The following is a 13865-nucleotide window of genomic DNA, read 5'->3' as shown; positions in this document are numbered from 1 at the left end:
TTAGCGCACGGATAGCTGCGTCCGCCGGTGGTCCGGCGCTGGGCGCTGGCGGTTGGCGCGGTTTGATCCTTGCCGGAGGGGGGCCGAAAGCGGAATGGTTCCTACTTTTTTGGTTCTGACGCGCGGTGAGATGAACCTGAGCCTGATGCGCCCGGATGAGCGCGCTTGCCGGGGGCCGCAATCCCTGTGTGTGTTTGTCCATGTCAAATCAACCCCAGATGGAAGGTGGGGCTACGGTTGCCGCCCATGGTTAATGGGCGGTTAACAGTGCTGAGCTTGGGGTTTTCCCGGGGGTCTTTTTACGAAGCCTTGCGGGTCGCCATGGCTTCCGCAAAACGTTCGAAAAGGTAAAAACTGTCCTGCGGACCGGGGCTGGCCTCCGGGTGGTGCTGTACAGAATAGACAGGTCGCCCGGTCATGGCGATGCCACAGTTGGAGCCGTCAAAGAGCGAAATGTGGGTCTCTTCCACGCCTTCGGGCAGGGACTGCGCGTCTACTGCAAACCCGTGGTTCATCGAGGTAATCTCAACCTTGCCGGTGGAATGTTCTTTCACCGGGTGGTTTGCCCCATGGTGGCCGTGGTTCATCTTGACCGTCTTACCACCCAGCGCCAGCGCCAGCATCTGGTGTCCAAGGCAGATGCCAAAAACGGGCAGATCGGTGGTGTCGAGGATCGTCTTGATCATCGGCACGGCATAGGCGCCGGTGGCCGCCGGATCGCCGGGGCCATTGGACAGGAACACTCCGTCAGGATTATGGGCGAGCACCTCTTCGGCCGTGGCCGTTGCAGGCAGAACGGTCACATCGCAGCCCGCAGAGGCCAGGCAACGCAGGATGTTGCGCTTAGCGCCATAGTCGACGGCGACGACTTTGTGCTGGGGGGCCTCCTGACGGGTATAGCCTTCGGGCCAGGCCCACCGCATTTCGTCCCAGCGATAGCTTTGGGCGCAGGTGACGTCCTTGGCCAGATCCAGACCTTCCAGACCGGACCAGCCGCGGGCGGCTGCAACCAGTGCTTCGACGTCGAAGTTGCCTTCCGGATCATGCGCCAGCGCCGCATGCGGAGCGCCCTGCTGGCGGATCGCGCGGGTCAGGCGCCGGGTGTCGATGCCGCCGATGGCGATGCGTCCGGTGCGGGTCAGCCAGGCTTTCAGCTCTTCGGTGGCGCGCCAGTTGGAGGCCAGCGTCGGGTCCCATTTCACCACCATGCCCGCCGCAACCGGATCGCCGGTTTCGTCATCCTCGGGGGTGACGCCGGTGTTGCCGATATGCGGGAAGGTAAAGGTCACGATTTGCCCGGCATAAGACGGGTCGGTCATGATCTCCTGATAGCCGGTCATCGCGGTGTTGAAACACAGCTCGGCCACGGTTCGTCCTGTTGCGCCGAACCCGGTTCCGTAAAAGACGGTTCCATCAGCAAGCGCAAGGCACGCGGTTGGCTTGGACGGTGCGGTATCGGCCATGACACGACTCTCCATGAGGTGAAATTCAAGGGCTTGTAGGGGGTGGTTCAGAGCGGGTCAAGAGCGCTGCGCACAGGCGCGACAAAGCCTGCAGGCAAAGGGCGTCAGAGCGCGCGCTTGAAATGCGGCTTTCAATTGGATAAACGTCCGAATTCCGATGCCATGGGGATGGGTACAGAAAAATGGATACGCGTACACGGGTCAATCAGGCCCTGAAGCAGGCCATGAAAGACAAGGCAGCCGAACGGCTGGCAACGCTTCGCCTGATCAATGCCGCGATCAAGGACAAGGAAATCGCCGCGCGCGGTGATGGTGAGGAAGGCAGTATCGGCGATGCTGAAATCCTCGGGATCCTGGGCAAGATGACCAAGCAGCGCAACGAAAGCGCCCGCGCCTATGAAGAGGGCGGTCGTCTGGACCTAGCTGAGCGGGAACTGGCGGAAATTACCATCATCGAAGAATTCCTGCCCAAACAGCTGACCGAAGAAGAGATCCGCAGCGCGGTCAAGAGCGCGGTCAGCGACACCGGTGCGGCCTCGATCCGGGATATGGGCAAGGTCATGGGTGTTCTGAAGTCCAAATACACCGGCCAAGTCGATTTCGGCCTTGTCGGCCCGATGGTCAAGGACGAGCTGTGCTCTGAAGGCGGCTGCTGAGACAGTTGCCGGATCGGGCACTCGCCATGAAAAATTGAGTGCAAAAAAAGGCCCGCATCGCTGCGGGCTTTTTGCTTTTATGGCAGTTCGGCATCCAGAGCGCCGACCACGGCCCCGGCCTTGCGCAGGAAATCTTCGCGTACCTTTGCGGCAAAGGGATTGGCTTCTGCAATTGCGGCAAAGACGGCAGGGGGATCCCCCTGAACCATCTGCACCGCTTCGACCAGCCGGTCAAAGCTGGCAGTCGTCATCCGGGCAGGCAGGGGGCCCATGTCGGACAGGGTTCGGGCAATTAGGTGCGTCAGCCCCTGAACGGTGGCGGCCTCAATATCGTGCTGCTCGGCGGTGGTCAGAATCACCTGTAGGCCCAACACCGTTCTGAGAAAGGCCGCCAGGGGCAGGTGAGACCTGCCACGTATGTTGCAAAGGGCAATCTTGTGACCAGCGAGGCCAGCGCGGGCGCTTTGCGGGCCAAAAAGCGGGTGGGTGCCCACGAGGTCGACATGATCCGGCAGGCGGCTTTGCATGATTTGTACCGGCTCCAGCTTGACCGACCCGACATCCGCGACAATGGCGCCGGGCTGAAGGTATGGGAGGATCTCACTACAGACGCTCCCGATGGTATGAACCGGCACCGCGAGGATCACCAACGGGCAACCAGCGGCCGTGGCCAGATCGCCGGAGCGCTGGTTCGGTCCTGAGATGGCGTCTGGTGGCAGGGCTGGATCGCAAATCACGAGCGGTACATGCGGCGACAGGTGGCGGGCGATCAGCTTACCGAATTGGCCAAAGCCGATCAGGCCAACCGTGTGGATATGAGGCATTGAAGTCATCGAAACGCTCCGGTGGGCCACGATACCGGAGGAGTGTCTGATGCTGCTGCTGACCGCCGGATCGCGGCGGGTGAACATCAAAACAGGTGTATGCGGCCGCCGTTATGGAAACAGCGGATAATAAACGGTGCTGAAAAGAGGCGTCGTTTTACACATGCAGGCTGAGTAACCCGCGGACTGGGGAAAGTCAAAACCCGATTTCAGCAGGCTCAGCGTCCCAGTGCCGATTGCAGGTCGTCATAGAGCGCCTTGCGCTCATCCTCGGACAGGAAGGCGCCGATCTCCACTTCCCGGCCTCCGCCGCGCAGGGTCACGTAATTGGGCACTGGTCCATCATGGGCGTGCAGTTGGACGGTGGTCCAATGGCGGTTGCAATGCCAGCTTTGATGTCCGCCGCGGGGGCCGGTGCGCTCCAGCCGGGCCTCTTCGGGGCCCAGCGTCAGGACCTCCAGGATCTGCCGGTCGCGTCGGCTGCGGTCCAGCGCCCATTTCATGCCGAAGAGGGTGATCAAAAGAAACGGCAAAAGCCCCCAAAGAACGAAGGATCCAAGCAGCGGCAGCAGGGGCACCGAAATCAGAACGGCAGTCAGGGCCAGAAACCGCACGTAGCCTTCTACGGGCAGGGATTGATGCGGCCACAGGTGCAACTCTCGAGGAGCATCGCCTTCTGCGGCGCTGTCGGCGTGGGTCCAGTTGTAGGGCATGAGACGAGCAGGATGTAGGGAGTGGATAGAGCTTTGAATTATGGTCCCGGCGCGAAGGTTTTCAAGGCGCGCTTTGTCGCAAAAGAGAAGATTGAATCTACGAAAAAAGGCCCCGGAGCAGATGCTCCGGGGCCTTTTGTTTTACTGTGCCATCCACCTTTTAGTGGGAGTGGGAACGATCCCAGTCTTCCTGCTTGGGCAGGATTTCAAAGGTGTGCTCGGGCGGCGGCGAGGGCAGCGTCCACTCAAGCGTATCGGCATATTCGTTCCAGTAGTTGTTCTGGGTGATGCGTGCGCCGCGCAGCAGCGAGTAGATCACGACACCGAAGAAGAACACGAAGGATGCGAAGGACAGGAACGCGCCGTAGGACGAGATCTTGTTCCAGTAGGCGAAGCCTTCGGGATAGTCGATGTAACGACGCGGCATGCCCTGACGGCCCAGGAAGTGCTGGGGGAAGAAGGTCAGGTTTGCACCGATGAAGAACATCCAGAAGTGAATCTGAGCGCCGATCTCGGAGTACTGCTTGCCGGTCATCTTGCCGAAGTAGAAGTAGATGCCTGCGAAGATCGCGAAGACAGCACCCAGCGACATCACGTAGTGGAAGTGAGCAACCACATAGTAAGTGTCGTGATAGGCACGGTCCACGGCGGCCTGCGACAGAACCACACCGGTCACACCACCAACGGTGAACAGGAACAGGAAGCCGAAAGCGAACATCATGGGCGCTTTGAACTCGATGGAGCCGCCCCACATGGTTGCGATCCAGGAGAAGACCTTAACCCCGGTGGGAACCGCAATGACCATCGTTGCCAGCATGAAGTAGGCCTGCTGGTTCAGCGACATACCAACGGTATACATGTGGTGCGCCCAGACGACGAAGCCCAGAACACCGATCGCAATGATCGCCCAGACCATCGGCAGGTAACCAAAGACCGGCTTCTTCGAGAAGGTCGCGATCACGTGGGAAATGATACCAAAGCCCGGCAGGATCACGATGTACACTTCCGGGTGGCCGAAGAACCACAGGATGTGCTGGTACAGGATCGGGTCACCACCGCCTGCGGGATCAAAGAAGGTAAAGCCGAAGTTACGGTCCATCAGCAGCATGGTGATGGCGCCAGCCAGAACCGGCAGGGACAGCAGGATCAGCCAGGAGGTAACAAAGATCGACCAGGAGAACAGCGGCACCTTGAACAGGGTCATGCCGGGGGCACGCATGTTCAGGAAGGTGGTGATCATGTTGATCGCGCCGAGGATCGACGAAGCACCCGAAACGTGGACGGCGAAGATCGCCAGGTCCATCGAGAAACCGCCTTCGTTGACCGACAGCGGCGGGTAGAGAACCCAGCCCACGCCAGACCCCATCTGGTCGTTGCCGCCCGGTGCCAGCACCGAGGCAACCGCCAGCGAGGTACCAGCCACGTAGAGCCAGAAGCTGAGGTTGTTCATCCGCGGGAACGCCATGTCCGGCGCGCCGATCTGCAGCGGCATGAAGTAGTTGCCGAAACCGCCGAACAGTGCCGGGATGACCACGAAGAACATCATCAGGATGCCGTGCGCGGTGATCAGAACGTTCCAGAGGTGTCCGTTCGGGGTACATTCGCCCGGAACAGATGCCGCCATCGTGCTCAAGAAGCCGCTGATGAGACCTTTGTCCAGGTGCTCCATGCACATGTACTGAACGCCGGGGTCCATCAGCTCAAGCCGCATGAACACGGTGAACGCGACGGAAATGAAACCTGCAAGCGCCGAAACGATCAGGTAGAGAATGCCGATATCCTTATGGTTCGTGCTCATGAACCAGCGGGTGAAAAAACCGCGCTCGTCTTCGTGGCCGTGACCATGAATGGCTGCGTCTGCCATTTAAGGTGCCTCCTGTTGCAAAACTTAAGGCCACTGGGAGGGTTTCCGGGCGGCCTAGACTCGATGTTGGTTTTAGAGCGCCCTTAAAGGGCCTTCAATGGCGGAGTTTGATCTGGATCAAGAATAATTGTCGCGGGGGGTGGCTTTTCTGGGGGGCATTCCTATCGCGGATCGGCAATGTTAGACCTGCGCCAGCCCGGCGCGCAAAACCGGGAGACCGCCAAGGATGGAGAGACAGCCGATGCCCGCCTATGATTCTGACAATATCTTTGCAAAATTGCTGCGCGGGGAAATCCCCTCGGCGCGGGTTTATGAAGATGATGATACTCTCGCTTTCATGGATATCATGCCCCGGGCAGATGGGCATCTGCTGGTTATCCCGAAAACACCCTGCCGCAACGTTCTGGATGCCAGCCCCGAGCAACTGGCGGCCGTCATGCGGACCGTGCAGAAAATGGGCCACGCGGTGCTCAAGGCTTTTGACGCGGACGGTGTCACCATCCAGCAGTTCAACGAGGCCGCAGGTGGGCAAGAGGTGTTCCACCTGCATTTTCACGTGCTGCCACGCAAGGAAGGCGACAAGCTGCGCCCGCCGGGCAAAATGGGCGACATGGAGCAGATCCAGGAGCACGCGGCCAAGATCCGGGATGCGGTCGCCGGTTGACCGGCTGATGCAATGCTGAACGACATCGCTGCCGCATCTTTTTGAAGGGCGGCGGCGAATATTAACTCGACCGAAAACTGGGCGTTGTTCCGGGGGGCGGACCGACCGGGTGCTGGTCAGGCGTTTTGCCTCTGCTTAGGATGGCCGTCCATGCCCGCCTCCTGCCTCTGGTTCTTCGGCCAGCCTTCTGGGGACGGGGACACAACACATTGGTGGGATTGGGCGGATCTCCATTGCATTGGTCTACCGATGCGGCGCCCCCGGCAGTCAATGTATAAGGTGGCAAAGCGGTCACTTCCTGTGACTGTGCCGACCTCACACTGATTTGGGGTGTTTTTGCTCGATCACGCCGGGGCAGCAATCCTGGGATCAGGCGGAGCAGCAAGTCCCGTCAGTGGTAGCCTCTGCCCCGAAGACCTCTTCGAAGCTGCGGCGCAGGGCGACATCGACATCGGCCATGGTGACAGGCAGGCCCATATCCACCAGACTTGTGACGCCATGCTCCGTGATGCCGCAGGGCACGATTCCGGTGAAATGCTCCAGATCCGGTTCCACGTTGATCGAAATTCCGTGGAAACTCACCCATTTACGCAGGCGGATCCCGATCGCGGCGATCTTGTCTTCTGCGATTTCTCCCGTCGCGGTCCGCGGTTTGTCCGGGCGTTCGATCCAGACGCCGACACGACCGCAGCGGATGTGTCCGGTCAGGTTGAACTCCGCCAGCGCGCGGATCACCCAGTCTTCCAGCTGCTGCACAAAACGGCGCACATCATGGCCGCGTTTACCCACGTCCAGCATCACATAGACAACCCGCTGACCGGGGCCGTGATAAGTATATTGCCCGCCGCGTTTTGACGGGTAGACCGGAAACCGCTCTGGGTCGGTCAGGTCTTCCACCCGCGCCGAGGTTCCGGCGGTGTAAAGCGGCGGATGTTCAAGCAGCCAGATGCACTCATCTGCCTCGCCTGCCGCGATGGCTGCGGCCCGTGCCTCCATGAAATCGGTCGCTTCCTGATAATCGACGGGGGTGTCGGATGTGATCCAGTCAACCATTGCAGGGCACCTCTGATGGAGTTTTAGGAAAATGGAAGTCCAATGCTGCAGGAAAAAATCTGCAGAAAATCAGCATTTTCAGGGTATCCTATTTGCAACGATTCTTTTTGTTGTTCAATAGAGGGCCTGTTTCATGTTCCGTACCCCGATCAAGACCGCGCTTGCGGCGACCCTGTTTCTATCCGCCCCTTCTGGCCCCGTTGCTGCTGATAATCTTGGGGCCGCTCTTCTGGGCGGCATTGTCGGCGGCGCCATCGTCAATGAGGTGAACCGCAACAAGAAACGCCGCACCGTCAGCCAAGGCTATTCGGCCACGCGGGCGCACAACCGTGAAACGCAGGCTTCTCTCAACTACTTCGGCTTCCCGGCGGGTACGCCGGATGGCGTCATGGGGCGTCGGTCCCGGACTGCGATCAGCCAGTACCAGGTCCATATGGGTTTTCCGGCAACCGGTCAGCTGACCGCCTATGAACGGGATTTTCTGGTCTCATCTTATAATCGTGCCCAGATCGGTGGCCCGCAGGTAATCAAGGCGATGCAAGGCCCCAACGGCGTGCGCGGCTTGCTGCACACCTGGCGGGATGAGGCCGCAGGCGTGCGCAGCGCCAGCACCGGCTATGCCGGACTGCCGATCGAGGTCAGCGATGCTGTCGACGAAATCGCCGCCTCTGCCGAACCGAGCGCCGAACAACTGTTGCAGCGCTCCGGGTTCATGCAGCTGGCGGACATCAACGGCGACGGCAAGAACGATTATCTGATCGACACCTCCGTTTCGGGCAGCTCTTTCTGGTGCGGCGCCTCGCATTGTTCGGTCATGGTCTTTGCCTCGACCCCGCAAGGGTACCAGCGCAACGATTTCATGGCGCGCGGTGTCACGACGGCGAGCTTCTCCTGCCATCAGGGCGTGTGCCGCATGAATGATACGTTGCAGGCCTCGGGCCAGGGGGCAGGGCAGGCGGTACCCGCAGCCCCGGCGCCTGCAACACCTCCGGCTGCGTCGCAGCAGGGCGGCACGGTGATGGCATCGGCCGGCGGTCAGGCGCTCGGAGCGATCCCGACCTTCAACGCGCCTTCGCAGGCGGCACAGACGGCCTCTTTGGCCAGTCATTGCAGCAAGGTCAGCCTGCTGACCAATTCGAATGGCGGTTATATGACCGTGTCGACGATGACGGACCCTGACCTCGCGCTGGGCGAGCAGTTCTGCATCGCGCGCTCCTATGCGATGAATTCCGGCGAAGCCATCGTGGCGACCCTGACGAATGTGACTTCGGCGCAGGTCGACAGCCAGTGCGATTCCTTTGCCCCGGCGATCCAGCCTTTCCTGGCGCGACTGGACTCTGACAACAGTCAGGCCGTCATGGCAGATGTGCAAAAGTTCGTGCTGCAATCCAACATGTCGATTGATCAGCTGGCCAACACGGCGGCCGTCTGCATGTTCTCGGGCTATCGCCGGGACAAGCTGGATATCGCGATGGGATCGGCGCTGATCATGGTCGCCATCGGCAAACGCCCCTACGCCGAGCTGATCGGCCACCACATGTCGCAGGGGTTCGGTGCAGCCAAATCCGTTCCTGCGGCGCAGGATTGGTACGCCGTTGCTGTCACGGCTCTGGAAAATGGCGCCGAAGCGGTCTTCTCGCCCGGCCAGCCGGAGCGCGCTGGTCTGATCAAGGCGGCGGCTGCGCAACTTGGTGGTTCCGGCCAACTGCAACCCGTACCGGCCTCAGGCGCCGCGGCGGCCTTGCCAACATTCTCGAACAACTGATCTCCGATCCCATTGCGGAAAGGGGCAGTCAACCGGGCGATTGCGTACCAGTTGAAGTCTCGTTTCAGCGGTCACAAATTTTCGAAGAGGCAAGATGTCAATTTCGGCATTTTGCCTCTTCACATCACCAGGCGGCTCGTCTATACGCCCCTACACCAAGCCTAGGCAGTGCGGTCGTGGCGGAATTGGTAGACGCGCAGCGTTGAGGTCGCTGTTCCTTAACCGGAGTGGAAGTTCGAGTCTTCTCGACCGCACCAACTATCTTCCCTAAGTTGATTGATCTGAGCGTTCCCATGTCGAGGGACGTAATCGCAGCGGTTCGTTTCCTGCGTGCAAATCAACCGAGCGGGCTGTTCACCAAATGAGACGGGCGCGGGCGTTGGTTGGCATCTGTGCGCATGCATGGGGCTGGCAGCAATGCAGGCCATCTGATTGGCAGGGCCTTTGGGGTTGCGGAAATAAGCGCGCTGTCGGCTTTTCAGGCCTTCCGTCGGAATGTTGTTACACGGCACTGCTAGCCCGGTGAGCAATCGTAACCACTCTACGGAGACTCTCATGCGTTTCGCTCTTTCCGCGCTTGCCGCCGCCTTGTTGTCCACCTCTGCCATGGCCGCCGATGTGTCGGGCAAGCTGGTTGTCTATACCTCCCAGCCCAATGCCGACGCCCAGCAGACCGTCGATGCATTTCAGGCCAAGTACCCCGATGTCGAGGTCGAATGGATCCGCGACGGCACGACCAAGATCATGGCCAAACTGCGGGCCGAGTTCGCAGCCGATGCGCCGCAGCCCGATGTGCTGCTGATCGCAGATATGGTCACCATGGAAGGGCTGGAGGCTGAAGGACGCCTGATGGCCTACCCCGAGGCGGACACATCGGCCTATGACCCGGCGCTGATGGATCCCGAGGGGCATTATTTCTCGACCAAGCTGATCACCACCGGCATCGTCTACAACACCGGCGCCGAGATGGTGCCGACCTCCTATGCCGATCTTCTGAAGCCCGAAGCCAAGGACAAGCTGGCGATGCCCTCTCCGCTGACCAGCGGCGCGGCGACCATTCACATGGCCGCGATCACCAGCAACCCCGATCTTGGCTGGAACTTTTACGAAGGCCTCGCGGCACAGGGCGCCAACCCCAAGGGCGGCAATGGCGGCACCTACAAGGCCATCGCCGGTGGTGAGAAGCTTTATGGCTTCGTTGTCGATTTCCTGCCGATCCGCAACAAGCTGGCCGGTGCCCCGGTCGAGTTCGTCTTCCCCGAGGAGGGCGTGTCGGCCGTGACCGAACCGGCCGCGATCCTGTCGACTGCCAAGAACCCCGACGCGGCCAAGGCCTTTGTCGACTTCCTGATCTCCGAGGAAGGCCAGCAGATGGCATCGGACATGGGGTATCTGCCCGCGCATCCAGGCATCACCCCGCCGGAAGGGTTCCCGGCGCTGCCCGATATCAAGCTGCTCGAATTTGACCCGGCCAAGGCACTGGCTGAAGACACCGAGAGCAAGATGAAGTTCACCGAGATTTTCGGCGGCTAACCCTTGTCCCGATTGAATTATTTCCGCAGCGGAGAGGGGCTGGCCCTTGCCGCTGCGGTGCTTTTTGCCTTGTTGGTTCTGGTCTATCCCCTCAGCCTATTGGCGCGTGTCGGGATAACGCAGGACGGCATGCTCAGCCTTGCGCCGCTGCTGGAGGCCCTTGGGTCCCGCTCGGTCTTGCGCGCCTTCTTCCATTCTCTGGAAAGCGCCTTTTTGTCTTCTATCCTGTCATTGGTGGCTGGGGCGGGGATCGCGCTGGTCATGGGGCTGACCGATATCCGCTGGAAGGGGGCGTTCACCTTCCTGCTGCTTATCCCGATGATGGTGCCGCCGCATGTGACCGCGATTGCCTGGATACAAGCGATGGGGCCGTCCTCGCCGATCCTGCGCAGTCTGGGCATGGCGCCCGAACTGGGGGCGACCCATCCGCTTTATTCCAAGGGGGGGCTCGTCTTCCTTTTGGGCGTGCAGCATACGCCACTGGTTTTTTTGGTGGTGCTGGCGGCCCTGCGCAGCCTGCCGCGGGAAATGAGCGACGCCGCACGGATCGCCGGTGCCCGCGGTATGGGGCTGTTGCGGCGGATCATTCTGCCTTTGCTGGCGCCGACGCTGATCGCAGCCTTTGCGCTGGCTTTTGTGTCGTCGCTGGGCAATTTCGGCATTCAGGCGCTGCTGGGCATTCCGGCCCGCTATATCACACTGCCGGTGCTGATCTGGCAGAGGCTGGCCAGCTTCGGACCTTCGGTCCTGACCGATGTTGCGGTGATTGCTTCCCTTCTGGCGGTGCTGGCTGTGACGGTCATTCTCGTTCAGACGCTCTTGCTGCGCCGTACCCGCAACACGCTGATCGGGCCGCCGCAACCACCACTGCAGATTCGGCTCGGCCGGTTGCGGATCTGGACCGAAGGCGCGCTGGCGGGGCTGGTCTTTGCGACGCTGGTGCTGCCGGTTTCGGCGCTGCTGGCGACCGCTCTGGTGCGCACCTATGGGCTGCCGCTGAATGCAGAGACCATCACGCTGGACAATTTTATCGAGGTTCTGTTCCGGCAGGCCGTCACGGCGCGGGCGTTTCTGAATTCCTCCCTCAGCGCAGGTGTCGCCGCCGTTGTGATTTCCGTGGGCTGCATTTTCGTGGCGCGGTTCATGGCTTCCCGCAGGGGCGCCACGCGGCGTACCGGGATGGGCATCGCTACCCTGGCCGAGATGACCTATGCTATTCCGGGGTTAGTGATCTCGATCGCTTTCATCCTGGCCTTCCTGAAACCATTACCGGTTCTGAACATCGCGCTCTACAACACCCTCGGGATCATCTTTCTTGCGTATCTTTGCGCGTTCTTTTCCGTCGGGTTGAAGCCGGTCAGTGCCGCCTTCGTGCAGCTTGATCCGGCGCTGGAAGAGGCCGCCCGCATCGCTGGGGGCGGCTATATGTTCCGGATGCGCCGCATCTTTGTGCCGCTTATCGCACCGGCAGCGGCCTCAGGCGCGATCTTGGTGTTCCTGACGGCCTATAACGAAGTGACAGTCTCGGCTTTGCTGTGGTCCTCGGGCAATGAAACCATTGGCACCACGATCTACAATTACGAGGATGGCGGTTACACCACACTGGCGGCGGCTATGGCCAGCATCACGATTGTGGCCACGGTGCTTCTGATGGTGGCGCTGGACCGGCTCGGCAAGAACGCTCCGCGTGGCGTGGTGCCTTGGCGCATCTGACCGGACCCGGGGATCAATCGAGCAGCGGGGCGAATTCGGCGTCGATGGCTTCGAAAACCGGAAGGTAGGCTTCTGTAGTGTCCAGAATGGCCGCGTTGCCCGCGTGCCGGACCTGGATGTCGGCAATCCGCGCGGCAAGGCTGAGGCTTTCACCCCTTGGGCCGGAGCGGTTGTCGCAAAAGGTCAGCGCGCGGCTGAGCGCGGTTTCAGTCATGCGGCAGTCCGGGCCGTACATATGCATCAGACCTGGTCTGCTGCGGCTGGCCAGTCCGCGCGCGCCGGAATGATGCAGCACCGCGTCGACGATTTCGCCATCAAACCCGTCCTTGCGGCCAATCTCGGCGCCGTCGACGGGGTGGAACCCGGTTGTGGCCAGAGAGCGTGCATAACCGATGTCGTGATAGGCAGCAGCGGCGATCAGGCGACCGGCGAAGGAGCGCCGCGCCTCAATCGCCCGGGCTGTCCTGATCACCTGCTGGATATGGGCCAGCCGGTCGCTGTCCGGCGCGAAGTAATCTTCAGGCCGTCTCATCCAGCTCTCCACAGGTTTGCATTGGCGGCAGCACCCAGGCTTGATCGACGGCAAGTGACAGAGGCTGGCCGATCTGTAGCGCCGCGTTGTGTGTGAGCGACACCATCGCGCCCCCGGCGATCTCAACCTCCGCGTCCCAGATGCCGCCGCGGTAAAGGATGCTGCGGACCGTGCCGTGCACTCCACCCTCGGCCGCATCCGGCAGGATTCTGATGCCTTCGGGCCGCAACAAGGCCTGCGCCGGGCCACTGGGGTGGCAGGGCAGGGCGGTGGCAGGGAAGCGATGCCCGGCCAGTTCGGCAATCCCATCCTTGTAGGTGACGGGCACCACCGCGCCCTGACCGATGAAACGCGCCACCTCGGGGCAGGCCGGGCGGTCGTATATCTCTTGCGGTGTGCCGATCTGCAGGAAGCGCCCGTCCTGCATCACCGCCATCCTGTCGGCCAGCGCCATGGCTTCGCGCTGATCATGGGTGATGTAGATGGTGGTGGCCCCCGAAGAGCGGTGGAACCGCAGCAGTTCCTTCTCCATGGTGCCGCGCAGGTGCGGGTCCAGATTGGCAAGCGGTTCGTCCATAAGCACGGTTTTGGCGCCTCCGGCAAGGCAGCGCGCCAGCGCCACCCGCTGCCGTTGACCGCCGGACAGGGCTTCGGGTTTGCGATCTGCCAGCGCCTGCATGGAGACCGTTTCCAGGTGTGGTTCGGCCATCCGGGCCGCCTGTCTGCGGGACATGCCCGCGGCTTCCAGCGGAAAGGCAACATTGCCCCGCACCGTCATATGCGGCCAGAGCGCGTAGGACTGAAACACGAAACCCGTGCCGCGCTGTTCCGGTGGAACCATGGTCCCGTCCCCGGCAACTAGATCCCCGTGCAGCCGGATTTCGCCCTGATCCGGGGTTTCCAGTCCGGCGATCAGCCGCAGAAGCGTGCTTTTGCCGCAACCGGACTGCCCGACGATGACAAAGAATTCATGCTGGGCAATGTCGAAGGAGACGCCATCGACGGCGGGTTTGCCTGCATAGGTCTTGCCAATCGAATTGACCTGTATTCCGCCTGCCATCCGTCGCCTTTCGGGAATCAAGAGT

At 61.2% G+C, this 13865-nt stretch carries 12 protein-coding genes and 1 tRNA gene; 6 read left to right on the top strand and 7 right to left on the bottom strand.

All coding sequences use genetic code 11. The features are described from left to right. Window positions 1-299 precede the first annotated feature (299 nt). Complete coding sequence (gene carA / locus SM765_RS04255; RefSeq protein ID WP_065271201.1) at window positions 300-1463, bottom strand: glutamine-hydrolyzing carbamoyl-phosphate synthase small subunit; 1164 nt, start codon at window positions 1461-1463, stop codon at window positions 300-302. Window positions 1464-1645: 182 nt separating this feature from the next. On the opposite strand from carA, the gene SM765_RS04250 reads away from it, so the two are divergent. Beyond that, entirely contained in the window at window positions 1646-2119 is a 474-nt protein-coding gene (locus SM765_RS04250; RefSeq protein ID WP_065271200.1) for a GatB/YqeY domain-containing protein, read from the top strand. Window positions 2120-2196: 77 nt separating this feature from the next. Here SM765_RS04250 and SM765_RS04245 read toward each other — a convergent pair whose 3' ends face one another. The 3 genes from SM765_RS04245 to SM765_RS04235 form a co-directional block, all read right to left on the bottom strand. Beyond that, window positions 2197-2952: a prephenate dehydrogenase gene (locus SM765_RS04245; RefSeq protein ID WP_274837380.1), complete on the bottom strand. Its 756-nt coding sequence runs from the start codon at window positions 2950-2952 to the stop codon at window positions 2197-2199. A gap of 209 nt (window positions 2953-3161) precedes the next feature. Next, window positions 3162-3656 carry a DUF2244 domain-containing protein gene (locus tag SM765_RS04240; RefSeq protein ID WP_274837381.1) on the bottom strand — a complete coding sequence of 165 codons (495 nt, stop codon included), beginning with the start codon at window positions 3654-3656 and terminating at the stop codon, window positions 3162-3164. A 160-nt stretch (window positions 3657-3816) separates the two neighbouring features. After that, entirely contained in the window at window positions 3817-5520 is a 1704-nt protein-coding gene (locus SM765_RS04235) for a cytochrome c oxidase subunit I (RefSeq protein WP_065271198.1), read from the bottom strand. A 241-nt stretch (window positions 5521-5761) separates the two neighbouring features. Here SM765_RS04235 and SM765_RS04230 point away from each other — a divergent pair, with 241 nt between their 5' ends. Next, window positions 5762-6184, top strand: coding sequence for an HIT family protein (locus SM765_RS04230; RefSeq protein ID WP_274837382.1), 423 nt, complete (start codon window positions 5762-5764; stop codon window positions 6182-6184). A 369-nt stretch (window positions 6185-6553) separates the two neighbouring features. On the opposite strand, the gene lipB is transcribed toward SM765_RS04230, so the two are convergent. Beyond that, window positions 6554-7237, bottom strand: a complete 684-nt coding sequence (lipB, locus tag SM765_RS04225) for a lipoyl(octanoyl) transferase LipB (RefSeq protein WP_274837383.1) — start codon at window positions 7235-7237, stop codon at window positions 6554-6556. Between the two features lie 133 nt (window positions 7238-7370). On the opposite strand from lipB, the gene SM765_RS04220 reads away from it, so the two are divergent. From SM765_RS04220 to SM765_RS04205, 4 genes are all read left to right on the top strand, one after another. Then, entirely contained in the window at window positions 7371-9002 is a 1632-nt protein-coding gene (locus SM765_RS04220; protein WP_274837384.1) for a peptidoglycan-binding domain-containing protein, read from the top strand. Window positions 9003-9172: 170 nt separating this feature from the next. Next, window positions 9173-9259, top strand: a tRNA-Leu gene (locus SM765_RS04215). A 298-nt stretch (window positions 9260-9557) separates the two neighbouring features. Beyond that, window positions 9558-10535: an ABC transporter substrate-binding protein gene (locus SM765_RS04210; protein ID WP_274837385.1), complete on the top strand. Its 978-nt coding sequence runs from the start codon at window positions 9558-9560 to the stop codon at window positions 10533-10535. 3 nt (window positions 10536-10538) lie between these two features. Next, window positions 10539-12248, top strand: coding sequence for an ABC transporter permease (locus SM765_RS04205; RefSeq protein ID WP_274837386.1), 1710 nt, complete (start codon window positions 10539-10541; stop codon window positions 12246-12248). A gap of 13 nt (window positions 12249-12261) precedes the next feature. On the opposite strand, the gene SM765_RS04200 is transcribed toward SM765_RS04205, so the two are convergent. Beyond that, on the bottom strand, window positions 12262-12780 hold the full coding sequence (locus tag SM765_RS04200) for an HD domain-containing protein (protein ID WP_274837387.1): 519 nt from the start codon (window positions 12778-12780) through the stop codon (window positions 12262-12264). Next, complete coding sequence (locus tag SM765_RS04195) at window positions 12767-13840, bottom strand: ABC transporter ATP-binding protein (protein WP_274837388.1); 1074 nt, start codon at window positions 13838-13840, stop codon at window positions 12767-12769. Before SM765_RS04195 ends, SM765_RS04200 begins: the two co-directional genes overlap by 14 nt. Window positions 13841-13865 lie beyond the last annotated feature (25 nt).

The sequence above is a fragment of the Pseudophaeobacter sp. 1A09344 genome (assembly GCF_041008745.1).
Lineage (GTDB): Bacteria > Pseudomonadota > Alphaproteobacteria > Rhodobacterales > Rhodobacteraceae > Phycobacter > Phycobacter gallaeciensis_A.
The sequence above is the reverse complement of the archived record's forward strand: the minus strand, read 5'-3'. Positions and strand labels throughout refer to the sequence as shown.